24 protein-coding genes are annotated in these 22,425 nt (G+C 68.5%); 13 read left to right on the top strand and 11 right to left on the bottom strand.

The features are described 5' to 3' along the window. Positions 1-102: 102 nt before the first annotated feature. On the bottom strand, positions 103-657 hold the full coding sequence (locus tag ACZ54P_RS25295; RefSeq protein ID WP_465464030.1) for a TetR/AcrR family transcriptional regulator: 555 nt from the start codon (positions 655-657) through the stop codon (positions 103-105). A gap of 80 nt (positions 658-737) precedes the next feature. On the opposite strand from ACZ54P_RS25295, the gene ACZ54P_RS25290 reads away from it, so the two are divergent. Further along, a complete protein-coding gene (locus ACZ54P_RS25290; protein WP_465464029.1) occupies positions 738-1,541 on the top strand; it encodes an SDR family NAD(P)-dependent oxidoreductase in 804 nt (267 codons plus the stop codon). Here ACZ54P_RS25290 and ACZ54P_RS25285 read toward each other — a convergent pair. From ACZ54P_RS25285 to ACZ54P_RS25275, 3 genes are read right to left on the bottom strand one after another with little or no spacing between them, the layout of a single operon-like run. Beyond that, the gene (locus tag ACZ54P_RS25285) at positions 1,528-2,211 is read right to left on the bottom strand and encodes a hypothetical protein (protein WP_465464028.1); all 684 of its coding nucleotides are present in this window, start codon (positions 2,209-2,211) and stop codon (positions 1,528-1,530) included. The genes ACZ54P_RS25290 and ACZ54P_RS25285 overlap by 14 nt on opposite strands. Further along, entirely contained in the window at positions 2,208-3,020 is an 813-nt protein-coding gene (locus ACZ54P_RS25280; protein WP_465464027.1) for an ATP-binding cassette domain-containing protein, read from the bottom strand. Before ACZ54P_RS25280 ends, ACZ54P_RS25285 begins: the two co-directional genes overlap by 4 nt. Beyond that, positions 3,017-3,349, bottom strand: a complete 333-nt coding sequence (locus ACZ54P_RS25275) for a PadR family transcriptional regulator (RefSeq protein WP_037317652.1) — start codon at positions 3,347-3,349, stop codon at positions 3,017-3,019. Before ACZ54P_RS25275 ends, ACZ54P_RS25280 begins: the two co-directional genes overlap by 4 nt. Positions 3,350-3,512: 163 nt before the next feature. Here ACZ54P_RS25275 and ACZ54P_RS25270 point away from each other — a divergent pair, with 163 nt between their 5' ends. Together ACZ54P_RS25270 and ACZ54P_RS25265 are read left to right on the top strand one after the other, a co-directional pair. After that, positions 3,513-3,881 carry a YciI family protein gene (locus ACZ54P_RS25270; RefSeq protein ID WP_465464026.1) on the top strand — a complete coding sequence of 123 codons (369 nt, stop codon included), beginning with the start codon at positions 3,513-3,515 and terminating at the stop codon, positions 3,879-3,881. Next, on the top strand, positions 3,869-5,089 hold the full coding sequence (locus tag ACZ54P_RS25265) for an RNA polymerase sigma factor (protein ID WP_465464025.1): 1,221 nt from the start codon (positions 3,869-3,871) through the stop codon (positions 5,087-5,089). The genes ACZ54P_RS25270 and ACZ54P_RS25265 overlap by 13 nt, the downstream gene beginning before the upstream one ends. Here the strand turns inward: ACZ54P_RS25265 and soxR are convergent. Then, positions 5,079-5,525: a redox-sensitive transcriptional activator SoxR gene (soxR, locus tag ACZ54P_RS25260; protein ID WP_465464024.1), complete on the bottom strand. Its 447-nt coding sequence runs from the start codon at positions 5,523-5,525 to the stop codon at positions 5,079-5,081. The genes ACZ54P_RS25265 and soxR overlap by 11 nt on opposite strands. A gap of 52 nt (positions 5,526-5,577) precedes the next feature. Here soxR and ACZ54P_RS25255 point away from each other — a divergent pair, with 52 nt between their 5' ends. The 3 genes from ACZ54P_RS25255 to ACZ54P_RS25245 all read left to right on the top strand — a co-directional run bounded on the left by ACZ54P_RS25255 (position 5,578) and on the right by ACZ54P_RS25245 (position 8,233). Further along, positions 5,578-6,192 (top strand): hypothetical protein, encoded by a 615-nt coding sequence (locus tag ACZ54P_RS25255; RefSeq protein ID WP_465464023.1) that lies wholly within the window; start codon positions 5,578-5,580, stop codon positions 6,190-6,192. Next, positions 6,189-7,013, top strand: coding sequence for an NAD(P)H-binding protein (locus ACZ54P_RS25250; RefSeq protein ID WP_465464022.1), 825 nt, complete (start codon positions 6,189-6,191; stop codon positions 7,011-7,013). The genes ACZ54P_RS25255 and ACZ54P_RS25250 overlap by 4 nt, the downstream gene beginning before the upstream one ends. A gap of 122 nt (positions 7,014-7,135) precedes the next feature. Beyond that, positions 7,136-8,233, top strand: coding sequence for a methyltransferase (locus ACZ54P_RS25245; protein WP_465464021.1), 1,098 nt, complete (start codon positions 7,136-7,138; stop codon positions 8,231-8,233). On the opposite strand, the gene ACZ54P_RS25240 is transcribed toward ACZ54P_RS25245, so the two are convergent. Continuing rightward, the gene (locus tag ACZ54P_RS25240) at positions 8,202-9,086 is read right to left on the bottom strand and encodes a LysR family transcriptional regulator (protein ID WP_465464020.1); all 885 of its coding nucleotides are present in this window, start codon (positions 9,084-9,086) and stop codon (positions 8,202-8,204) included. The two genes, ACZ54P_RS25245 and ACZ54P_RS25240, sit on opposite strands and share 32 nt — an antisense overlap. 70 nt (positions 9,087-9,156) lie before the next feature. Between ACZ54P_RS25240 and ACZ54P_RS25235 the strand changes: the two genes are divergently transcribed. Beyond that, positions 9,157-10,491, top strand: a complete 1,335-nt coding sequence (locus ACZ54P_RS25235) for an FAD-binding oxidoreductase (protein WP_465464019.1) — start codon at positions 9,157-9,159, stop codon at positions 10,489-10,491. A 97-nt stretch (positions 10,492-10,588) separates the two neighbouring features. After that, positions 10,589-11,773 carry an acyltransferase family protein gene (locus tag ACZ54P_RS25230; protein WP_465464018.1) on the top strand — a complete coding sequence of 395 codons (1,185 nt, stop codon included), beginning with the start codon at positions 10,589-10,591 and terminating at the stop codon, positions 11,771-11,773. A gap of 74 nt (positions 11,774-11,847) precedes the next feature. On the opposite strand, the gene ACZ54P_RS25225 is transcribed toward ACZ54P_RS25230, so the two are convergent. The 3 genes from ACZ54P_RS25225 to ACZ54P_RS25215 are packed head-to-tail and all read right to left on the bottom strand — an operon-like array spanning position 11,848 to position 13,367. Continuing rightward, positions 11,848-12,264: a nitroreductase family deazaflavin-dependent oxidoreductase gene (locus tag ACZ54P_RS25225; RefSeq protein ID WP_465464017.1), complete on the bottom strand. Its 417-nt coding sequence runs from the start codon at positions 12,262-12,264 to the stop codon at positions 11,848-11,850. 32 nt (positions 12,265-12,296) lie between these two features. Then, positions 12,297-12,656 (bottom strand): PLDc N-terminal domain-containing protein, encoded by a 360-nt coding sequence (locus ACZ54P_RS25220; protein ID WP_465464016.1) that lies wholly within the window; start codon positions 12,654-12,656, stop codon positions 12,297-12,299. A gap of 36 nt (positions 12,657-12,692) precedes the next feature. Further along, the gene (locus ACZ54P_RS25215) at positions 12,693-13,367 is read right to left on the bottom strand and encodes a cytochrome P450 family protein (RefSeq protein ID WP_465464015.1); all 675 of its coding nucleotides are present in this window, start codon (positions 13,365-13,367) and stop codon (positions 12,693-12,695) included. 400 nt (positions 13,368-13,767) lie between these two features. Here ACZ54P_RS25215 and ACZ54P_RS25210 point away from each other — a divergent pair, with 400 nt between their 5' ends. After that, positions 13,768-14,625, top strand: a complete 858-nt coding sequence (locus tag ACZ54P_RS25210) for a PaaX family transcriptional regulator (protein WP_465464014.1) — start codon at positions 13,768-13,770, stop codon at positions 14,623-14,625. Between the two features lie 48 nt (positions 14,626-14,673). Here the strand turns inward: ACZ54P_RS25210 and ACZ54P_RS25205 are convergent, their stop codons facing one another. Beyond that, a complete protein-coding gene (locus ACZ54P_RS25205) occupies positions 14,674-15,075 on the bottom strand; it encodes a RidA family protein (RefSeq protein ID WP_465464013.1) in 402 nt (133 codons plus the stop codon). 48 nt (positions 15,076-15,123) lie between these two features. On the opposite strand from ACZ54P_RS25205, the gene ACZ54P_RS25200 reads away from it, so the two are divergent. Continuing rightward, positions 15,124-17,475 (top strand): bifunctional salicylyl-CoA 5-hydroxylase/oxidoreductase, encoded by a 2,352-nt coding sequence (locus ACZ54P_RS25200; protein ID WP_465464012.1) that lies wholly within the window; start codon positions 15,124-15,126, stop codon positions 17,473-17,475. Continuing rightward, complete coding sequence (locus ACZ54P_RS25195; RefSeq protein ID WP_465464011.1) at positions 17,472-18,647, top strand: acyl-CoA dehydrogenase family protein; 1,176 nt, start codon at positions 17,472-17,474, stop codon at positions 18,645-18,647. Before ACZ54P_RS25200 ends, ACZ54P_RS25195 begins: the two co-directional genes overlap by 4 nt. On the opposite strand, the gene ACZ54P_RS25190 is transcribed toward ACZ54P_RS25195, so the two are convergent. Beyond that, a complete protein-coding gene (locus ACZ54P_RS25190) occupies positions 18,586-19,305 on the bottom strand; it encodes a DUF2306 domain-containing protein (RefSeq protein ID WP_465464010.1) in 720 nt (239 codons plus the stop codon). The genes ACZ54P_RS25195 and ACZ54P_RS25190 overlap by 62 nt on opposite strands. Positions 19,306-19,538: 233 nt before the next feature. Here ACZ54P_RS25190 and ACZ54P_RS25185 point away from each other — a divergent pair, with 233 nt between their 5' ends. Together ACZ54P_RS25185 and ACZ54P_RS25180 are read left to right on the top strand one after the other, a co-directional pair. Then, complete coding sequence (locus tag ACZ54P_RS25185) at positions 19,539-20,786, top strand: ROK family transcriptional regulator (protein ID WP_465464009.1); 1,248 nt, start codon at positions 19,539-19,541, stop codon at positions 20,784-20,786. A 177-nt stretch (positions 20,787-20,963) separates the two neighbouring features. Next, on the top strand, positions 20,964-22,205 hold the full coding sequence (locus tag ACZ54P_RS25180; protein WP_465464008.1) for an RICIN domain-containing protein: 1,242 nt from the start codon (positions 20,964-20,966) through the stop codon (positions 22,203-22,205). The last annotated feature ends 220 nt before the right edge of the window (positions 22,206-22,425 follow it).

Here is a 22,425-nt window from a genome sequence, read left to right as displayed (position 1 = left end):
CTCCTAAGTGGACTCGTTATCGCGTTCTGAGTCCAGGAAAGCGGCTCGCGAGCAGCGGCGGAACGGTCTGTTCAACCTAGGTCCGGCAGTACCTGCCAAGACTCAGGCCGCGAGCGCTCCGAGCACGAGGGCGGCGTGCTTGCGCCAGATGTCGTCGCCCTGCGACGAGGTCAGTTCGACGATCCGGCCGAGTGCGAGGATCTGCAGGCCGATGTCGGCGGAGGTGATCCCGGCCCGCAGGCGGCCCTCCCGCCGCGCGCGTTCGACGAGGTCGTCGAGACTCTCGGCGAGGTGCGCCCGGCAGGCTTCGAGCGCGCCTTCGGTGACGGTGAGCCCGTCGAGGAAGGCCCGGTGACGGGCCATCATCGCCAGGGTCCGCTCGACGAACAGGCCGATCCCCTCCCACGCGTCCTCAGCGGCCTTCGCGCGCTCGGAGACGGCTTCCCATTCGGCGACATCCTCCGCCAGCACGGCTTCGACCAGGTCGTCCTTGGTCGGGAAGTGCCGGTACAGGGTGGCGACGCCGACGCCCGCCCGCCGCGCGATCTCCCGGACGTCGGTCGCGAGACCGCGTTCGGCGAAGGACTCGCGCGCGGCGTCCAGCACCTGCGCCCGGTTCCGCGCCGCGTCCCAGCGCTGACGTCGCGAAGTGGTCATGTCGCGATCTTAGCTGTTCCGGAACGAGTGTTTCGGATAGAGTACATTCCGGAACAGACGTTCCGGAACAGGAGACGACCATGTCCACGATCGTGATCACCGGAGGAACCGACGGACTCGGCCGCGCGCTGGCGGCCGACCGGCTGCGAGCGGGCCACACCGTCGTCGTGGTGGGCCGCAGTGAAGCGAAATTCCGTGAGCTGGCCAGAGAAGGCGACGCGCACTTTGTCCAGGCCGACCTGCGCGGAGTCGCGGAAAACCTGCGCGTCACCAAGGAGATCGCCGCACGGTTCCCCGTCGTCGACACGCTGGTACTCGGTGCCGCGTACGTGCACCGAGACCGACAGCAGACCAGCGAAGGCTTCGAACACAACTTCGCGCTCTACTACCTCAGTCGACACATCTTCGCGTCGGAACTTCAGGAAGTCCTCGGCGCCGCCGAGCGGCCACTGATCCTCGACACCACCGTCCCCGGCGCACCGGAGAGCGCTGTCCGCTGGGACGATCTCCAGCTGGAACGGGGCTATACCTGGAAGATCGCGAACCTCCAGAGCCGTCGGCTCGGGCTTTTGTCCGCGCTCCGGCTGGCGTCCGACCACGTGCGGTACGTGCTCTACAACCCCGGCTTCGTCCGCACGAGCCATCAAGGCGCGCTCGGCAAAACGTCGCGCGCGATGGTCGGCGTCCTCGCGAAGGTCCTCGGCACTCCGCCGGAAAAGGCCATCCGGCCGATGCTCGACCTCATCGATAACCGTCCGGAAGCACCGCTGAGCGCCTACGTCCGCGGCAAGCGCGTCGAACTCGACAACGCCACCCATGAAGAAGCCGAGCGGCTCCATCGGGAAACCGCCCGGCTACTGGAGAAAACCGCTAAACGAACTTGAGGTGCGAACGGCGCCGCAACCGGAATCCCGAAGCGACGGCGACCGCCGCGAGCAGCACCGCCATCGAGATCACGCCATGCGCTATCCCCCTGGTCAGGTAGCCGGAGTCGGTATGGTCGATGGCGTAGGTCCCGATCTCCCGGCTCGACCAGAACGGCAGCAGCCGCGCGATCAGGCTCGACGGGTCGGCCATCATCTGCAGGCCGACGACCACCAGCAGGACCAGCGTCCCTTCGAGTTCGCGCGGCAGCACCGAACTGAGCGCGAGCCCGAACGGCGCCGACACGGCGACCGTCAGCACCATGATCAGGCCCACCGAGGCGTACCGGACGTCATGCTGGTCGACGAGGATCAGCACGAAGTACGGCGCGGACAAGACCAGCCCGACCGTCCACAGTGCACTCAATCGGCCGAGGTACAGGTGATGGGAGCGGTAGCCCGAGAGCCGTAGCCGGGGTTCCATGGCGCGGCTCGCGCTGCCGGCGAACAGCGCGGCGGTGCTCAGTGCCCAGCCGAGGCCGAGGCAGACGAACCGGATCGACTGGCCGAGGTGGTCACCGCGCCTGCTCAAGTAGAACACCAGCGGCAGCAACACGAGGATCAGCAGGACCGTCCGGCGGCGCAGGAGTTCGCGCAGCGCCATTTCGGCGACCGTCAGTATCTTCTTCACGCGACCGCCTTCCTGGCCGGGGAGAGTTCGAGCACGGTGTCCACCCGGTCGAGCTGGTTGAGCAGGTGGGTGACCACGACGATGGCCTTGCCCGCCTCCCGCCATTGCCAGACCTGGTGCCAGAAGTCGAGGTAGGTGCCTTTGTCGAAACCCTGGTAGGGCTCGTCGAGCAGGAGGACGTCCGGTTCGCCGAGCCCGGCCAGCACCAGGTTCAGCTTCTGCCGCGTCCCGCCGGACAGATGCCGCGCCTGCTTTCCCCGTCCCGGCGTCCAGTCCAGCGCCGAAGCGCGGGCACCACCGATCCGGACCGACTCCTCGCGGCTCATCCCGCGACCCGCCCCGATCAGGACGAAATGCTCGCCCGCGTCGAGGAAGTCCGCCGTGCCCCCGTCCTGCGGGCAGTAACCGAGCGAACCGCGGACGCGGACCTCGCCCTTGTCCGCGCCGGTCAGCCCGGCGCAGATGCTCAGGAACGTGCTCTTGCCGCAGCCGTTCGCGCCGATCACCGCGGCGACCTCCCCCGACCGCACGACGAGGTCGACGCCGTTCAGCACCGTCTGGCGGCCGTACTTCTTCGTGATGCCGCGCGCTTCGAGCAGCACCTCGCCCGGACGGCGCCGTGGCCGCCCCACGCTTTCGGCCACGGCCGAGGCGTACGCGGGCGGCGGGCCGAAGACCCGCATCGGATCCCCGCCGCTTTCCCGCAGGTGCACCGCGGCTTCCGCGACCACCTGCCGCGAGGCGTCCTCCCCGACGCCGCGACGGCGCAGTTCGTGCGCCAGCGCGGAAAGCCACGCGTCGTGGTTCATCTTCCCTCCCGCAAGATCGAGGCCACCCCGGCGGAGAACTCCTGCCAGTCGGCGGTGGCGTGCCGCAGCGTTTCCCGGCCGGCCGCGGTGATCCGGTAGTACTTGCGCGCGGGCCCGGCCGTCCCGTCCCGCCAGCTCGCGGTGACCAGGCCGAACCGCTGCAACCGCAACAGCACCGGGTAGAGCGTGCCGCCCTGGATGGGGCCCAGCCCGGCGGCGTCGAGCGACTGGGCCAGCTCGTAGCCGTAGGACTCGCGCTCGGCGACCAGCGCCAGCACGCACGGCGCCAGCACTCCCCGCAACCACTGTCCTCGCCGGTCCTGATCCACGACGAGCAATGTAGCAGTACTACCTAGATAGCACTACAAGCTAGTCTGACCTGCGACAATACGTCAGCGAGGAAAAATCCGGAAAAATATCGCCGCCGCTGTCGAATCGGTGGGACGCCCTTCGTATAGGGGGTGACAAGCCGCTCCGAACAAGGAGAACGCCATGACCCAGTACCTCATCAGCCTGTACCAGCCCGACGGCCCCACCCCGCCGCCGGAGTTCCTCGAACCGATCGCGCGCAAGCTCCAGGCGCTCAATGAAGAGATGCAGAAGGCGGGCGCCTGGGTGTTCGCCGCCGGGCTGCACCCGCCGACCACGGCGACGGTGCTCCAGGCCAAGGAGAGCGGCGACGTCGTGATGACGGACGGCCCGTACGTCGAGGGCAAGGAACATCTCGGCGGGTTCACCATCGTCGAGGCGCCGGATCTGGACGCCGCGCTCGAATGGGGCCGCCGGATCGCCGAGATCACCTACCTGCCGATCGAGGTCCGGCCGTTCCAAGGCGAGGAAGACCCTTCGTGCGTGCCCTGAGCACCGAGGACATCGGCCGGATCTTCGCCGAGGAGTACGGGCGCGCGGTCGCGGTCCTGGTCCGCGTCTTCGGCAGCATCGACATCGCCGAAGAGGCGGTCCAGGACGCCTTCGCCGCGGCCGTGGACCGGTGGCCGTCCACCGGTCCGCCCCCGAGCCCGGCGGGCTGGATCATCACGACCGCCCGCAACAAGGGCATCGACCGATTGCGTCGGGAAGCCGTGCGCGACGACAAGCACGCCCAAGCCGCGCTGCTCCACGCGGGCGACGAAGCAGAGGAGGAGGGTCCCGTGCGCGATGACCGCTTGAGGCTGATCTTCACTTGCTGCCACCCCGCGCTCGCCGTCACCGCGCAGGTCGCGCTGACGTTGAAACTGCTGGGCGGGCTGACCACCGGCGAGATCGCGCACGCCTTCTTCCTTCCCGAAACGACGATGGCGCAACGGCTGGTCCGGGCGAAGGGCAAGATCCGCGACGCGAAGATCCCGTACCGCGTGCCGGAAGACGCCGACCTGCCGGACCGGCTGCGTTCGGTGCTCGCCGTGGTGTATCTCGTGTTCAACGAGGGCTACACGGCCAGTTCCGGGGAACGGCTGGTGAGGGAGGACCTGTGCGCCGAAGCGATCCGGCTCGGCAGGCTGCTCGCCGAACTCATGCCCGACGAACCCGAGATCACCGGGTTGCTGGCGCTGATGCTGCTCACCGAGTCCCGTCGCGCCGCCCGCACCGGCATGGACGGCGACGTCGTACTGCTGGCCGAACAGGATCGGTCGCGGTGGAACCGTGAGCTGATCGACGAGGGGCAGACGCTGGTCCGCGCCTGTCTTCGGCGGAATCAGCCGGGGCCGTACCAGATCCAGGCCGCGATCAACGCCGTCCACAGCGACGCCGCCGACGCGGAAAGCACGGACTGGTCGCAGATCGTCGGGCTGTACGACCTGTTGCTGACGATGAACCCGACCCCGATCGTCGCGCTCAACCGGGCCGTCGCGGTGGCCGAAGTGGCCGGCCCCGGCGCGGCACTCGACGTCGTCGACGGCCTGCGGCTGGAGAAATACCATCTGTACCACGCCATCCGAGCCGATCTACTGCACCGGCTCGGCCGCGAGGCGGAATCGGCGCTGGCGTACGAGGCGGCGATCCGGCAGGCGGGGAACAGCGCCGAACGCCGTCTGCTGGAACGGAAACTGGCCGCGGTCAGTCCTTGACCAGCCGCGCCGGGCCGGGACCTTTCGCGGCGAGGACGTCGCCGGGATTGACCAGCACGCACTGCTCGAAGGACAGGCAGCCGCAGCCGATGCATTCGGTGAACCGATCGCGCATGCACTCCAGCTGCTCGATCCGTTTGTTCAGTTCGGCGCTCCAGCATTCGGAGGCGCGCTGCCAGAACGCGTGATCCGGCGCGGCGCCCTCGGGCAGGAAGGCGAGCACGTCGCCGATCACCTCCAACGGGATGCCGAGGTGGTGCGAAGCGCGGACGAACGCGACCAACCGGAGCGTCGCCCGCGGGTACCGGCGCTGGTTTCCGCTGGTACGCCTGCTGCTGATGAGGCCCTGACGTTCGTAGAACCGTAGGGCGGAGGTGGCGACACCACTGCGCCGGGACAGCTCACCGATGGTGAGTTCGGACGGCAGTTCGGACATGTCCGCCATCCTAGCTTGACTTAAACCCTTGTTTAAGTTTCAAGCTGGAGGCATGACAGCACAGGGGATCGCGAAAATGACCATCCACAAGGGATACTGGCCGACGCCGGAGGACACGGTGGTGGCCGTGGCGCGGGAGTGGCCGAGTGCCGAGGCGGCGCGTGCGGCGTTCGAAAGGCGCGAGGGCGAAGGACTCGTCTCCTTCACCGCCTACGAGGGGATCGACCACGACGGCGCCTTCACCTACGAGCAGTGGACCAGCGAAGACGCGATCCAAAATCTCGACGGGGCACCCGTTTATCACCTCTACCGGGGGCAGCGTGGTGAAGGAGCGCCTGGTTGCCTGGTGATCGTCTCGGTCGAGTTCGAGGGCCCCGACGAGCAACGGCAACGGGACTGGATCGACCTCGTCTTCACCGCGATGGCCTCGGAACCCGCGCGGCCGGAAGGCGGGATCTCGGGATACTTCCACGTGAGCACCGACGGAACCCGGGTGCTGAACTACGCCGAGTGGACCAGTGCCGAAGCGCACCTCGCCGCACTCGCGGCACCAGGCGCCGACGGCATCGGGACGACCGACGTCTGGAAGAAAGTGCAGACCTACCCGGGAATGTCGGGCGGGTCGGTCAAGCGGTACCGCCCGGTCGTGTCGGCGGTGGCGGCATGAAGCCGATCCTGGTGACCGGTGCGACGGGAAACGTCGGCGCGCGGATAGCCGGCCAATTGCGGGCGAAGGACCTTCCGGTCCGGGCGTTGAGCCGGCACCCACCGGCCGACGGCGTCCGCGGTGACCTGGCGAAACCCGAAACGATCGCGCCGGCGCTCGAAGGCGTCGACACGGTGTTCCTGATGCTCTCCGGCCCCGCCGAAGCGCTCCTGCCCACGGTGTCACTGCTGGGCGAACGCGTGAAACGCGTGGTGTTCCTTTCCTCCGGCGCCGTCGACGATTCCTTGACGGAAGAGGAAAATCCGATCGGGGCCTGGCACCGGACCGTCGAGGAGGCGATCGAAGACACGGGCGTGGACTGGACGTTCCTGCGCCCGCACGGGTTCGCGACCAACGCCCTCGCCTGGGCGCCGTCGATCCGCTCGGACGGCGTCGTCCGCGGGACGTACGGCGAGGCGGCGATGCCGTTGATCCACGAACGCGACATCGCCGCGGTGGCCGTCGAAGCGCTCACCGGCGACGGGCACGCGGGAGCGAAGTACGTCCTCACGGGCACGCGACCGCTCACGCAGATCGAGCAGGTCCGAATCATCGGGGAGGCCGCCGGGCGGCCGGCACGCTGGGAGGAGACGTCCCTGGAAGAGACCAGAGCGGCCATGCTCGCGAAAATGCCGGACTTCATCGTCGACACGATGCTGGCCGGGTACCGCGCGCTGGTGAGCGAACCCGGCGAGGTCACCTCGACCGTCGAGGACGTCACCGGCAGGCCTGCGCTGGACTTCGAGGTCTGGGCGGCCGACCACGCCGCCGCCTTCCGCTAGAATCGGATTCGTGTCGACACCGGTTCATGCCGCGGCCGTTCACTAGCCGCCGTTCCTGAAACGCCCGACGGAACAACGCCCGCGGGCCTCTTCGCCGCGAGCGGAAACAGGAACGGAAAGCCATGAACTCTCAGTCCATGATGGACGGTGGTGGTCGGCGCTGGCTGACCACCACCGGTACGAATCCGCCACGCCGCGTCGTCGAAGTCGGCGACGAACTCACCGCCGACGAGGCGTATCGGCTCGCCGTGTCAGGCACCGGTCTCACCTGGCACGGCGATTTCCCGAACGCCCGGAACCTGCTCGCCGCGATGGGCCGCCGTTGTCCGTCGACGACCGGGAAATCGTTTCAGGACAAGCGAAACCACCAAGCACGCCGAGCGCGGATCCTCGGCAGGCTGCTGGTCCCGCTGGACCCGGGACACGTCCTGCCGCTGCGTCGCGGTCCGGATGTCCGCGCGGCCTGCACCGAGGTCTACGGGCCGTCGGAAGCCGCGTCGCTGGTGTCCTTGCCCGAACTGCTCGGCGTGGTCGGCGCGCACGAGTGGCGGGTCAAGGGCGTCGAGATCCCGGCGCTCGGCGCGAAGATCCATCCGCATCACGGGGTCTTCTCCCCCATCCGCGGCGAGTACGTCGACCTGGTGGCGAAAACCCCGTTGCCCGCCACGGAACTGGCCTTCGACATCGGCACCGGGACCGGCGTGCTCGCCGCGGTCCTCGCTCATCGCGGGGTAAGACGAGTGGTGGCGACGGACACCGAGCCTCGCGCGCTCGCCTGCGCCCGCGAGAATTTCGAAAGACTTGGCTTCGAGGGCATCGAAACCCTCGAAACGGATTTGTTCCCGCCGGGACGCGCGCCGCTGATCGTCTGCAACCCGCCCTGGCTGCCCGCCCGCGCGCACACCTCGCTCGAACGGGCCGTTTACGACCCGGGCAGCCGGATGCTCCACGCCTTCCTTGACCGGCTCCCTCGGCATCTCAGCCCCGGCGGAGAGGCCTGGCTGATCCTGTCCGACCTCGCCGAACTGCTGGGCCTGCGCACGCGTGACCAGCTGCTCGCGGCGTTCCAGCGCTCCGGGCTCGAAGTCGTGGGACGCGAGAGCACCCGGCCGGAGCATCCGCGGGCCACCGATCCGCGCGATCCGCTGCACGCCGCGCGCGCGAAGGAGGTGACCTCGCTGTGGAGGCTCACAACGCGAGCAGAGCCCGCGCCTGACTGATGAACACGCGGGCGGCGGGGCTGACCGGCCCCTCCGTCCGCCAGGCCAGCGCCAGTTTCGCCCGCAGCCCGGCGGGCCGGGTGATCTCCATGGCGTGCAGTTTCGTGTAGTAGGTCGCCAGCGACATCGGGACCACGGCGACGCCGAGCCCGCGGCCGACCAGTTCGGCGACGACGTTCGGGTCGCCCGCCTCCAGGGTCACCCTCGGCTGCGCGCTGTCGGCGAGGAAGGCCGCGTCGACGATCGCCCGCATTCCGGTGCCCTTCGGCAGGCTCACCAGGGACCGGCTCTCCAATTCCGACAGCGTGATCGTCGCTCGCGAGGTGAGCGGATCGTCCGGCCCCGAAATGGCGACCAGCGGTTCGTCGAGGACGACCTCGAAGCCGATCCCCGGCGGCGGTTCGCCCGACAGCCCGATCAGCGCGACGTCGAATCGGCCGTCGGCGACGCCCGCGAGCAGGATGTCGGAGGTCGCCTCGGCGAGCGTGATGTCCACCGCGGGGTGGCGTTCGTGGAACCGCGCCAGCAGATCCGGCAGGTTGACCGGGCCACGCGAGGACACCATGCCCATCGAAACCTGGCCGCGGACCAGGCCGGTGAGTTCATCGACCGCCTGCCGTACTCCCGCGACGGCGGCGAGCGCGGCCCGCGCGTGCGGCAGCGCGGCCGCGCCGACCTCGGTCAGCCGCACCGCGCGGGCCGACCGGTCGAGCAGCGGCTGCCCGAGTTCGCGTTCGAGACGGCGGATCTGGGCGCTGACGCCGGGCTGGGCGACGTGCAGTCGCTCGGCCGCGCGGGTGAAGTTGGCCTCCTCCGCCACCGCGACGAAGTATTCGAGCTGACGCAGTTCCATAACCGGCGATTCTAGTTACCAGACAAACTAGATCTTGGACTTCTGGCCGAATCGAGACCAGGCTGGTCGCATGACCACGATGCTCCGTCCCGGCGACTCCGGCTACGACGACGAACTCACCGGCTTCCAGACCGCGGTATCCCGGCGCCCGGATGTGATCGTGGCCGCCACTTCGGCCGCCGACGTCGTCGAGGCGGTCCGATACGCCGCCGAACACGACCTCCCGGTCGCCGTCCACTCGACCGGTCACGGCGTGGGCGTCCCCTTCGACGGCGGCGTGCTGGTCACCACCCACCGCATGACCGGGATCCGCGTCGACGGCGAGATCGCCAGGGTCGACGCCGGCGTGCGCTGGGGAGCGGTCATCGAGGCGGCCGCCGAGCACGGGTTCGCGCCGCTGAGCGGTTCGTTCCCCGGCGTCGGCGTCGTCGGCTACACCCTCGGCGGCGGGTTCAGCCTGCTCGGGCGCAAGTACGGCCTCGCCGCCGACCACGTCACCGCCGTCGAGGTAGTGACCGCCGACGGCGAACTCCGGCGCGCCACCGCGGACACCGAGCAGGACCTGTTCTGGGCACTGCGCGGCGGCCGCGACAACTTCGGGATCGTCACCGCGCTCGAATTCCGGCTCGTCCCGGTCACCCATCTGTATGGCGGGAGCCTGCAGTTCGGCACCGAGTCGCTGGCGACGGTGCTTCGCGCCTGGCGCGACTGGGCGGCCGAGATGCCCCGCGAGATGACGTCGTCGCTGGGCATGGTCCCGATGCCGGATCTGCCGATGGTGCCGGAACCGCTGCGCGGCAAGCACGTCGCCCAGATCCGGGTCGCCTACCTCGGCGACGCCACCGAGGGCGAACGGCTCGTCGCGCCGTTGCGCGCCGCCGCCCCGGTGCTGGGTGACACGCTCGCCGAGATTCCCTTCACCGAATCCGGCTCGATCGCGAACGAGCCGCCGTTCCCGCACGGCTACCGCGCCGACAACGTCACCGTGTCCGAACTGAACGACACGATGCTCGACGCGATCCTCGAACACGCCGGTCCCGGCGCCCCGGTACCGACCGTCATCCTGCTGGACCTGCTCGGCGGCGCACTGTCCGACGCGCCCGAGCACCCCGGCGTCGACTGGGACCGTGAAGCCGCCTTCACCGTCCGCGCACTGTCCGTAGTGGACGACGCGGGGCTATCCGAGATCAAGGCCGCGCACGGGAAGCTGTTCGACGCGCTGCGGCCCTGGTCGACCGGCAAGCTGCTGACCTTCGTCTACGGCGAGAGCGGCGCGGGCGAGGAAGCGGCCAAGGTGTACTCCCCGGCGGATCTGCGGCGCCTCGCCGAGGTCAAGGCGGCCGTCGACCCGGCGAACCGGTTCCGGCTGACGCATAACGTCGAACCGGCGCGTGACGCTGGGTGATCTCCGAAATCCGCAGGTAGAAGGCCTCCATCCGGGGCGAAGGCACAGTGGGCGGTCCCCGTATACTTCCGGGCCGACACCGCCATTAGGGGGCACTGTGCGCACATTGGGCCATGACGAGTTCCTCGCCATGCGTCGCTTCCCCGCGCTCGACGGGCTGCGCGCCATCGCGGCCACCATCGTGATCCTCTTCCACTTCGCGGGTCCGAAGTGGGACTGGCTTTCGGGCTGGGTGGGTGTCTACATCTTCTTCGTGCTGTCCGGGTTCCTGATCACGACGCTGCTGCTGCGTGAACAGGACCGGACGGGACGGATCTCGCTTTCGGCGTTCTATCTGCGCCGCGTGTTCCGGATCCTGCCGCCGTACCTGGTGATCCTCGGCGGGATCATCGTGTTCGTGTGGCTGCGCGGCGAGTTCTTCGCCCGCGAGTTCCCGCACGCGCTCAAGTACTACTTGACGTTCTTCAACGAGTTCCTGCCCGGCAGCAAGCCGAACGGCGCGGACAACTTCTTCAGCGGCTCGTGGACGCTGGGCATCGAGGAGAAGTTCTATCTGTTCTGGCCGTTCCTGCTGGTGGTCGCGGGCGCCGTCGGGCTGGCCGCGGCCTGGCGCAAACTGGCGCTGGCGATCGCCGCTTTCGCGTTGATGGCCGGCCTGGTCGGCGTCACCAGCGGCTGGGTGCTCGGCGAGCAGCAGGTGCCGATCTACCGGTCGACCGTGCATTACGCGATCCTGCTGATCGGCTGCGTGCTGGCGGTCGCGATGCACTACCGCCGGTCCTACGCGGTGGTCAAACCGCTGACCCACCCGCTCGCGGCGATCCCGGTGTTCGGCGCGTTCGCCGTTCTGCACGTCAACATGGAAAGCCTGTGGCGGAAGAGCGACAGCAACCTCGGTCTGCTGATCGCCTACGGTCTGCTTTCGGCGTTGTTGCTGGTCGTGCTGGTCTCGCCGGGGCCGCTGCGCTGGCTGCTGGCGACCAAGGCGATGCGCTTCGTCGGTGAACGGTCGTACTCGCTCTACCTGCTGCAGGGTCCGGTGCACTTCGTCGTGGTCGCGGCGATCCCGCCGCTAAGCGAGCACCGGATGATCAGCGCGCTGACCGTGTTCGCGGTCGGGCTGGGGATCGCGGACCTGATTCACCGCTGGGTCGAGCAGCCGATGATCACCACCGGCAAGAAGCTGATCGCGCGCCGCCAGGAGCGCAAAGCCCTGCGTGCGGCCGAGGCCGAACTCAAGGCACCCAGCGCCGCCGTCGAAGCATCCAGCGCCGCACGCTGACGCCCGCGTTTCGTCCTCTGAACGCGGTAGTCGGCGTGGGCAACTACCGCATTCAGAGGACTAAATGCGACGGGTCAGCGGGAAAGCGTGACGATCGGGATGACCCGGTCGGTCTTCTTCTCGTAGTCGGCGAAGCCCGGCATGAGGCTGACCATCTTGGCGTAGAGCCTGTCGCGCTCGGCGCGGTCTTCGAGGACGACTGTCGCGGTCGCCTCGAACTTCTCCGTGCCGACCTCGACGGTGACCTTCGGGTTCGCCAGGATGTTGTGGTACCAGGCCGGGTTCTTGTCGGCACCGGCGTACGACGCGGCGATGACGTACTTGCCGTCTTCCTCCGCGTACGCGAGCGGCGACGTCCGCGGCTCGCCGCTCTTCGCGCCGATGGTGGTGAGCAGCAGCAGGGAGCCACCCTCGAACGGGCCGCCCACCTTCCCCTCGTTCTCGCGGAACTCCTTGATGATGTTCTTGTTCCAGTCGAGCGTGTCGGACATTCTTTCCTCCAGAGTCGATCTCCCCACCGAGGCTACTCAGAGCCACTCTCGCGGGCCTTGCGGCGCTGCGCTTCGGCGCGCTCACGGCACTTGCGCAGGAACTCTTCGTCGTTCTCAGGACTCGTCGCGGCGAAGCGGCCGGGCCGGTCGTATTCCGGGAACGCCGGGGACTCGCGCTCGTAGCGGCCGCGCGGGCCGCGGGCGGCATGCTGCGGACGGCCGGCGACCAGCCAGACGATCGAGCCGATCAGCGGGACCAGCAGCACCAGCAGGAGCCACATTCCCTTCGGCATGTTGCGACACGAGCCCTCGTCGGTGGTGATCACGTCGACGACGCAGAAAATCCACAGGCCGAGCGTGAGAACGCCGAATAGACCGTTGAAATACAGCATGGAAAACTCCCCAGTTCCAGATGACCGGGGTAAGTATTAGCACAGGAGGACGTCGAGAATTCCCGTGGCCACCGCGAGTGCCTGCGCCTGCCCCGGGCACTGCTTCGGCCCTGCTCCGAACGGCCGGGCCGAGAGATCCACCTCGACGACCTCGTCGCCGACCCACCGCCGGGTGATCCGGACCGGTGGATCCTCCCGCAGCACGCGATCGAGCAGGCTCGCGGCGTCCTCGCCGGACCGGTGCGCGGTCAACGCCTTGGTGAGGAGCTTGGCCGTGGCGTCGCAGGCCTGCACCAAAAGCCCGATCCGCGCGGCCGTCCGCTCGTCGACGTCGCCGCCGCAGACCTCGATCAGCCGCGCCATGGCCTCGTCGGCGTCGGCGCCGGGTTCGGTATGCGGGTGGTAGCAGGCGGAAACCGTTGCGATGTCGCGGGAAACGTCCGGCAACCCGAGCTCGGCCGCCAGCACGGCGACCGGGACCGTCCACACGATCCGGTCGACCGTTTCGTGCCGTAGTTCCCGGGTCAGCGCGAAGGCCTTGTTCCGCAGGGACCCCATCGACGCCAAGTCCGCGAGCACGAACGCGCGCCGCCGCGAGTGGTCCTCCGGACGGCTGAACCGGGCGACGTTCGCCCGCAGCCACCGGACACCACCCGGCTCGACGTCGTGGGGCACCGGCGGAACGGGGGCTTCGATCAGCGGATTCTCCATATCGTGACGTTAAGTGCGGAACACTTCGGTCACGGCCGAAACGCCGACGCCCCGGCAGCGAGTGGGCATCGGCGCCTTCGAAGAATCGTGTTTACCAGCTCTACTGCCTTCGCGTCGAAAGAGGACGGCCGGTGCCCCGCAACCCCGCAGGGCCGGGACCGGGCGAGGACAGGCCCAGCTCGCCCACACGCGGCAACCGCCAGCGTCGGACGACGAGGGCTAGAATCGGGGCTATGCGGTCGCCCCGGGAAATGCGCAGGCTGACTGCGGTGTTCCTCGCAGGAGACGCCGAAATCCGCGCGGGATGGGTTGCGAATACGGCCTCAGGCACCTCCCTTCGTTACCGTATGGACCTCTGGATCTCCTGCCTGCGCACGTAACCGGTTGTTATGGTGACCGGGTGACGGCCGTGTCGGACACAACCGAAGTCGACGGCGCGGGGCGAACGGCGCAACCGCGCCAGCTCATCGTGACCGTGTACGGCCTGTACTCGCGCGGCGAAGGCGGCTGGCTTTCGATCCGGTCCCTGATCGACCTGCTGGCCGGTGTGGACGTCGAGGAGCCCGCCGTCCGGTCGTCGATCTCCCGGTTGAAGCGGCGCGGGATCCTTTCCGCCGTCCGCCGGAACGGGGCGGCCGGGTACGAACTTTCCGAGACCGCGCTGGCGATCCTGCGCGAAGGCGACGAGCGGATCTTTCGCCGCGAACGCGCCACCACTGGTGACGGCTGGCTGCTCGCGGTGTTTTCCGTCCCGGAGGCCGAACGGCACAAAAGGCACGTTCTTCGCACGCAGCTCGCCCGGCTCGGCTTCGGGACCGCGTCGTCCGGCGTCTGGATCGCGCCCGCGCATCTGCGCGACGCGACCTCCGACATGCTTCGACGGCTCGAACTGGAGGGTTACGCCGATCTCTTCCACGCCGAGCATCTCGCGTTCGGTGACGTGCGAAAGAAGGTCCGCGAATGGTGGGACCTCGACCAGCTCGAGGCGCTTTACACCGCTTTCCTCGACGAGCACACGCCCGCGCTGCGCCGATGGCAGCGGCGCAAGACCACGGACGAGACCGAAGCGTTCGCCGACTACGTCCGGGTGCTGACCGACTGGCGGCGGCTGCCCTACCTCGACCCTGGCCTGCCTGCCGAGCTGCTCCCGTCCGGCTGGGCCGGGATCCGGGCGGCGGACCTCTTCTTCACGCTGCACTCGCGGCTGGGCGAGGCCGCGGCCGCGCACGTCTCGCGCACGCTTCCCGACGTGCAATGAAGGACGCTTTCATGGCAAATTCCGCCATGAAAGCGTCCTTCATTGCATCTACGCGACCACCGCGAAACCCTGCACCTCGACCAGCGCCTCGGCGTCCCAAAGCCGGCTGACGCCGATCCCCGCCATCGCGGGGTATTCGCTCCCGGCCAGCCGTTTCCACACCGCGCCGATCTCGCGCGCGTGGGCGCGGTAGTCGTCCATGTCGACGATGTAGATGGTCACGCTGCACAGGTCCGACGGCTGCCCGCCCGCCGCGCGCAACGCGGTCAGCAGGTTGGACAGCGCGCGTTCGAACTGCTCGACCACGCCGTCGCCGACGATGCGGTTCTGCTCGTCCAACGCCGTCTGACCGGCGAGGAAGACGAACCGCCCGCTCGCCGCGACAGCGTGTGAGAAGCCGGAAGGGCGGCCGAGCTCGGGCGGATTGATGCGCTCCATACCGGTGAGCATATCCCGTATCGTTGACGGTCGTACATACCGCGACATACTCTGAACGACGTGCGTATCGCGGTGTTAGGCGGCGGCCCGGCGGGGCTCTACTTCGCCACGCTGGCGAAACAGCTCCATCCCGATCACGAGATCACCGTCTGGGAGCGCAACGCGCCCGACGACACCTTCGGGTTCGGGGTGGTGTTCTCCGACGAGACCCTCGGCGGCATCGAGCACGCCGATCCGGCCGTTCACGCCGCCATGCGGCGCGAGTTCGCGCGCTGGGACGACATCGACGTCCATTTCCGCGGCACGGTCCACACTTCCGGCGGGCACGGGTTCGCCGCGATGAGCCGCAAACGGCTGCTCGGCATCCTCCAAGAGCGCTGCGCCGAACTCGGCGTGGACGTGCGGTTCCGCACCCAGGCGCCGAGCGCGGCCGAGGCGAGCGCGGAGTACGACCTCGTCGTCGCGGCGGACGGCGTCAACTCGCCGACCCGCACCGCCCTCGCCGAGAGCTTCCGGCCGGACATCCAGACCCGCCGCTGCAAGTACATCTGGCTTGGCACGGATCTGGTCTTCGACGCCTTCAAGTTCCACGTGCTGGAAACCCCGCACGGGATCATGCAGATCCACGGCTATCCCTACAGCGACACCGCGAGCACGTTCATCCTCGAACTGCACGAGGACGTCTGGCAGCGCGCGTTCGGCGGGATCGCCGCGACCTCGCTCGCGCCGGGTGAAAGCGACGAGAAGTCGATCGCCCTCATCCGCGAACTGTGCGCGGACGTCCTCGACGGGCACCAGGTGTTCGCCAACAACTCGAAGTGGACCGCGTTCGCCACCGTGCGCTGCGCGAGCTGGCGGCACGAGAACGTCGTCCTGCTCGGCGACGCCGCGCACACCGCGCATTTCTCCATCGGCTCCGGCACCAAGCTCGCCATGGAAGACGCGCTCGCGCTCGCCGCCTGCCTCCACGAACAGCCCGACACCGGCAGCGCGCTCAGCGCGTACGAGACCGAGCGCCGTCCCGTCGTCACCTCGACCCAGCGCGCCGCGCAGGCGAGCCTGGAGTGGTTCGAAAACCTGGGCCAGTACACGCATCAGGATCCGCCGCAGTTCGCGTTCAACATCCTCACCCGCAGCCGCCGCGTCACCTACGACAACCTCAAGTTGCGCGACCCCGAATTCGCCACCGAGCTGGACGTCTGGTTCGCGTCCACTTTGGATACCAAAGCCCGGCCGCCGATGTTCCAGCCGTTCCGCATCGGGAACCTGGACCTGCCGAACCGCGTCGTCGTCTCGCCGATGGACATGTACTCCTCCGAAGACGGCGTACCGACCGATTTCCACTTGGTACATCTGGGCAGCAAGGCACTCGGCGGCGCCGGACTGGTGATGACCGAGATGGTCTGCGTCTCCGAGACCGGCCGCATCACCCCCGGTTGCGGAGGTCTGTACACCCCGGAACAAGAGCGCGCTTGGGCGAGGATCACCGCCTTCGTGCACGAGAACACCCCGGCGCGGATCGGGGTCCAGCTGGGGCATTCCGGCCGCAAGGGCTCGACGAAACTGATGTGGGAAGGGATCGACCAGCCGCTGCCCGAAGGCAACTGGGAGATCTGCGCCCCGTCCGCGATTCCGTACAGCGCAGCGAATCAGACCCCCCGCGAACTCACGAAACCCGAACTGGCGGAGATCCGCGACCAGTTCGCGAACTCCGCTCGCGCCGCCGCGCGAGCCGGGTTCGACCTGCTCGAACTTCACTGCGCGCACGGATATCTGCTGTCGTCCTTCCTGTCGCCGCTCACCAATCAGCGCACCGACGAATACGGCGGCTCACTGGAGAACCGGTTGCGCTTCCCGCTCGAAGTCTTCGACGCGGTCCGCGCGGCCTGGCCCGCCGAGCGGCCGATGACGGTCCGCATCTCCGCGACGGACTGGTGCGAGGGCGGGATCGACATCGACGACGCCGTCGAAATCGCCCGCGCGTTCGCCCAGCACGGCGCGGCCGGGATCGACGTCTCGACCGGCCAGGTCGTCAGCGAGGAGAAACCCCGGTACGGCCGCAGCTACCAGACGCCTTACGCCGACCGGATCCGCAATGAGATCGGTCGCGAATACGGCATCGCGGTGATCGCCGTCGGTGCGATCTCCTCCTACGACGACGTCAACTCGCTCATCCTGGCGGGCCGCGCGGATCTGTGCGCACTCGGCCGGACTCATCTTTACGATCCACAGTGGACACTGCACGCCGCCGCCGAGCAGGACTATCCGCTGCCGTGGCCGAAGCAGTACGCGGCGGGCAGCCGGAAACCACAGGGCGGCCGGACTGACGGACCGAAACCCCGGCTGGAGCTGTTGCGGTCGGGGGAATCCGGGACGGCGCATGCCCGCTGGCGACCTGGGAGTGATCGATGACCGCCTTCGCGTTGAACCCGCGGCAACAGGCTTTCGCCGACGAGGTGCGACGGCTGGGCGCCGAGAAACTCCGTCCGCTGGCCGAATCCGGCACCGAAGGCGCGGTGAACCGGCCGCTGCTCAAGGAAATGGGCGCCCTCGGCCTGCTTTCCCGGTTGTTCCCCGGCGTCGACGGCGGCAGCCCGAGCCGGGAGGCCGCCGCGACGGATCTCTGCATCCTGCGGGAATCCCTCGCCAGTCAGAGCACCGAAGCCGAGACCGCGTTGGCCCTGCAGGGCTTGGGCACGTATCCGGTGTTGCAGTCCGGACAGGACTCGCAAGTCTCGAAATGGGTTCCGGCCGTGGCCGCGGGTGACGCCGTCGCCGCCTTCGCGCTGACCGAACCGAACGCGGGCTCGGACGCGGCGGCCTTGGCACTTTCCGCCGAACCCGACGGCGACGGCTGGCGTCTGACCGGCGAGAAGATGTGGATCTCCAATGCCCCCGAGGCCGATTTCTACAGCGTTTTCGCCCGGACGACGCCGGAAGCGGGCTCACGCGGCGTCTCCGCGTTCGTCGTCCCCGCCGATCGCGACGGGCTTTCCGGCGAACATCTCGATCTCGTCAGCCCGCACCCCATCGGCACCCTCGTCTTCGACGGCGTCCGGGTCGAGCGGGACGAACTGCTCGGTGAACAGGACCGCGGTTTCGGCGTCGCGATGCGGACGCTGGACCTGTTCCGGCCGAGTGTCGGCGCGTTCGCCGTCGGCATGGCGCAGGCCGCGCTCGACGCCGCCGTCGCCCACGCCCAGACCCGGATCGCGTTCGGTGGGCCGCTGCTCAAGCAGCAGACGGTGGCGCACACCCTCGCCGAAATGGCGACCAGGACCGAGGCGTCCCGGCTGCTCGTCTACGCGGCGGCCGCCGCCTACGACGCGGGCGAGCGGAACCTCGCCGGGCGGGCCGCGATGGCGAAGCTGTTCGCCACCGAGACCGCCCAGTACGTCGTCGACTCCGCCGTGCAGATCCACGGCGCGCGGGCGCTGCGGCGAGGGCATCTGCTCGAACATCTCTACCGTGAGGTCCGCGCGCCGCGGATCTACGAAGGCGCGTCCGAGGTCCAGCGGACGATCATCGCGCGATCGCTGGCTTCTTCTTCTTCGCCGGACGGCGGTCGAGGTACCACTGCGTGACGAGCAGGACCAGCGTCCCGCTCGTCCACGCCGTGATCGCGGCGACCGACTGCTGGTAGGCGAGTTCGCTGCCGCCGAACGTGGTGGGGATCCGCGGTAGCAGCACGATCGTCGCGATCGGCCCGATCACGCGGCTGACGATGATCGACATGGTCAGCGCGAAACTGCGGACCATCCACCGGCGGTGGTCACCGAACCGGCGTTGCCGTGCCGCGCGCCAGCCGGCGAACGTGCAACCCAGCCACAGCACCGCCATCAGCACGTTCGCCACCCGGGTCGCCGGACCGAACGGGCTCAACGCCCCGACCGTCAACGCCAGCAGCCCCGCTGGGAGCACACCGGCGAATACGTAGATCCGTCCGATCTTGCGGTGCACCGCCGGGTACCTGGCGCGGAACCACGGCCAGATCTGGATCAGTGCCCCGACCATCGCGATGGTGCCGAACAGGACGTGCCCCACGAGGAACCAGTAGTGCGACGTGAAGTCCGGTGGCTGCGGCACGCGGGACAGCGAGGGATCCATCGCCAGATACGGCGGCAACGAGAACGCCAGGAACAGCACGACGACGACGGCCAGCGGCGCCAGCCACGGCCGCCGCCACCAGGGTTTCCGCGGCGCGGTCTCCGGTCGGTCGCGTTGTTCCATTCGAACGGTCATCGCCGATCCCTCACATTTTCCGTGCCAGCAGGATTTTTCGGTGCTGACGCTAGGGCTTGGGCCGTACCGCGGAGAATGGAGTGAGCCGCCGGTGCGGCGGTGGGGCAGGCCCTACCGCCGGGTGCCCGGGCGAGAGCCACCTTCGATCGGGTGGGTCCGGTGCCTTATTTCACCAGTTAATACATGGCAGAGGCTAAGGTCGTGGGGCATCCTGGAAGCTTCGCCGCCACAAGATGGGTACCCGCATGCCTGCCAAGCGCACCACCGTCCGTGACCTGCGGCGGCACAACCGTTCCCTCCTGCTGTCGAAACTCTACTTCGACGGCCCGCTCAGCCGCCACGAATTGAGCGGTCTGACCGGTTTGAGCGCCGCGACCGTCAGCAACGTGACCGCCGAGCTCGGCGAAGAACGCCTTATCGTCGAAGCCGGCTTGGTCGAGTCCGACGGCGGCAGGCCGCGCGTCCTGCTCCGTGTCGACCCCGCGTACGGCCATGTCGCCGGCGTGGACATCGGCGAGACCGGGGTGAAGGTCGAGCTGTTCGACCTCACCATGAACCGGATCGCCACCGTCGAGCACCCCTTCGCCTCACCACGGCCCGACGCGGCGGCGGCCGTCGCCCAGGTGGCGTCCGGGCTCCGGGAAGTGATCACGGAATCGGGGATCGACGAGGCGACCGTGCTCGGCGTCGGCGTCGGCGTTCCCGGCACCGTCGAACAAGGTGAAGCACTCCGCGTGCACGCGCCCACCATCGGCTGGGAAGAGGTCCCGCTGACCGAGCTGCTGCGCGCGCAGGGGGTCGAGCTGCCGTTGTTCGTCGACAACGGCGCGAAAACCCAGGGCCAGGGGGAAATGTGGTTCGGTGCCGGACGCGGTGCCCGGCACGCGGTGATCGTCCTGATCGGCTCCGGCGTCGGCGCGGCCGTGGTCACCGACGGCACCACTTACCGCGGCTCCACCAGCAGTGCGGGTGAATGGGGCCACACGACGATCGTCTACGGCGGACAGGAATGCCGCTGCGGATCGCGGGGCTGCCTGGAGTCCTACGTCGGCGCGGAGGGTGTCCTCGCGCGCTATCGCAAGGCACGGGGCGGAAAAACCGTCGCGGGCGAGGACGAGCAGACGCAATTCGCCGCCCTGCTGGAGTCGGCGGGTAAATCCAAGACCGCGGCCAAGGTGCTGGAGGAGACGGCGGGGTACCTCGGCGCCGGGATCGGCAACCTGATCAACCTGTTCAACCCGGAGCGGATCGTGCTGGGCGGCTGGGCCGGGCTCGCGCTCGGCGAGGGACACCTGCCCGAAATCCGGCGTGTGGCGGGCGAGCACGCGCTGAAGCACGTGTTCGCCCAGACCGAGATCGAACTCGGCAGGCTCGGACCGGACGCCGTCGCCATAGGAGCCGCCACGCTCCCGGTCGCCGCTCTCCTGGAGCAGGGCGCGGACCCCCGGACCGCCGGATCGAAGCGCGGCACCGCCGCCTGAGCACTTCCGCACCGCCTTAATTCGAGGTGGAAAATTACCGACGTCGATGCCTTGCCGCAGTGGTAGAGACCATGCATACTTTGTTGCCAGACACAACAAAGTAGTTCTGCCAAGCGCTTTCCGTTCTCCCGCGTCCGCTGCCGCGCGGGGTCCCCAACGGTCAGAGAGGCGACAACGATGTCCATCTCATCGCGAATCCGCCGCGTCCTTCAACGGACAGCGGCCCTCCTCGCCGCCGGCGTCCTCCTCGGTTCACTGCCGGCCACGACCCAGGCTCCGGTTTCCGAGGCCGCGGTCTTGGCCGCCACCTTCACCGACGACTTTAACGGCCCCGCGGGCGCCGGGATCGACACCTCGAAGTGGCATTTCGAGACCGGCGACAACGTGAACAACCACGAGCGCCAGTGGTACACGTCCGGGACGAACAACGCGGCCCTCGACGGCCAGGGCAACCTCGTCATCACCGCGAAGAAGGAGAACCCCGGCAACTACAACTGCTGGTACGGCCGCTGCGAGTACACCTCGGCCAGGCTTTCCACGCAGGGCCAGTTCACGCAGACGTACGGCCGGTTCGAAGCGCGGATGAAACTCCCGCGCGGACAAGGGATGTGGCCCGCGTTCTGGATGCTCGGCGCCGACATCGGCAACGTCGGATGGCCCAACAGCGGCGAGATCGACATCATGGAGAACGTCGGCTTCGAGCCGAACACGGTGCACGGCACCCTCCACGGCCCCGGCTACTCCGGCGCGGGCGGTATCGGCGCGGCCTACCACGGCCCGAACTTCTCCGACGACTTCCACACCTACGCCGTGGACTGGGCGCCGAACCAGATCAAGTGGTACGTGGACGGAAACCTCTACCAGACAAGGACTCCTGCCGACCTCAACGGAAACCGCTGGGTCTTCGACCACCCCTTCTACCTCATCTTGAACCTCGCCGTCGGCGGGTATTGGCCGGGTGACCCGAACTCCAGCACCGTCTTCCCGCAGCGGCTCGTCGTCGACTACGTACGGGTGAATTCCAGCGACACCGCCGGGAACACCGGGCGGATCACCGGTATCGGCGGCAAATGCGTCGACGTCGCGGGCGCGAACACCGCCAACGGAACGCCGATCCAGCTCACCGACTGCAACGGCAACGCCGCCCAGAACTGGACCGTCGGCGGCGACGGCACGATCCGCGCGCTGGGCAAGTGCATGGACGTCTCCGGCGGCTCGACCGCCGACGGCGCGCCTGTACAACTGTGGGACTGCAACGGTTCCGGCGCGCAGAAGTGGACGGTCAGCGGAGCGAGGGACATCGTCAACCCGCAGGCGAACAAGTGCCTCGACGCCACCGGGAACTCGTCGGCGAACGGCACGCGGCTGCAGCTCTGGACCTGTTCCGGCGCCGCCAACCAAAAGTGGACCACGCCCTGACCCCGCCCCACCCCCGCGTTTAGTCCTCTAAATGCGCTAGTTCGCACCCCGGACCACCGCGTTTAGTCCTCATGAATGCGGTGGTTCGCGGTGCGAACTGCCGCGTTTAGAGGACTAAACGCGGGAGTGGGCAAACGTGGCGTCTTGAGGCTTCCGGTGAGGGGTGGGTCCAGTGGGTCGTGAGTGGCGATTCGGGTTAGAACCCGAATCGCCACTCACG

The sequence above is a fragment of the Amycolatopsis sp. NPDC034160 genome (assembly GCF_055575355.1).
Note: the sequence above shows the minus strand (reverse complement) of the source record. Positions and strands in the feature narration are given on the sequence as shown.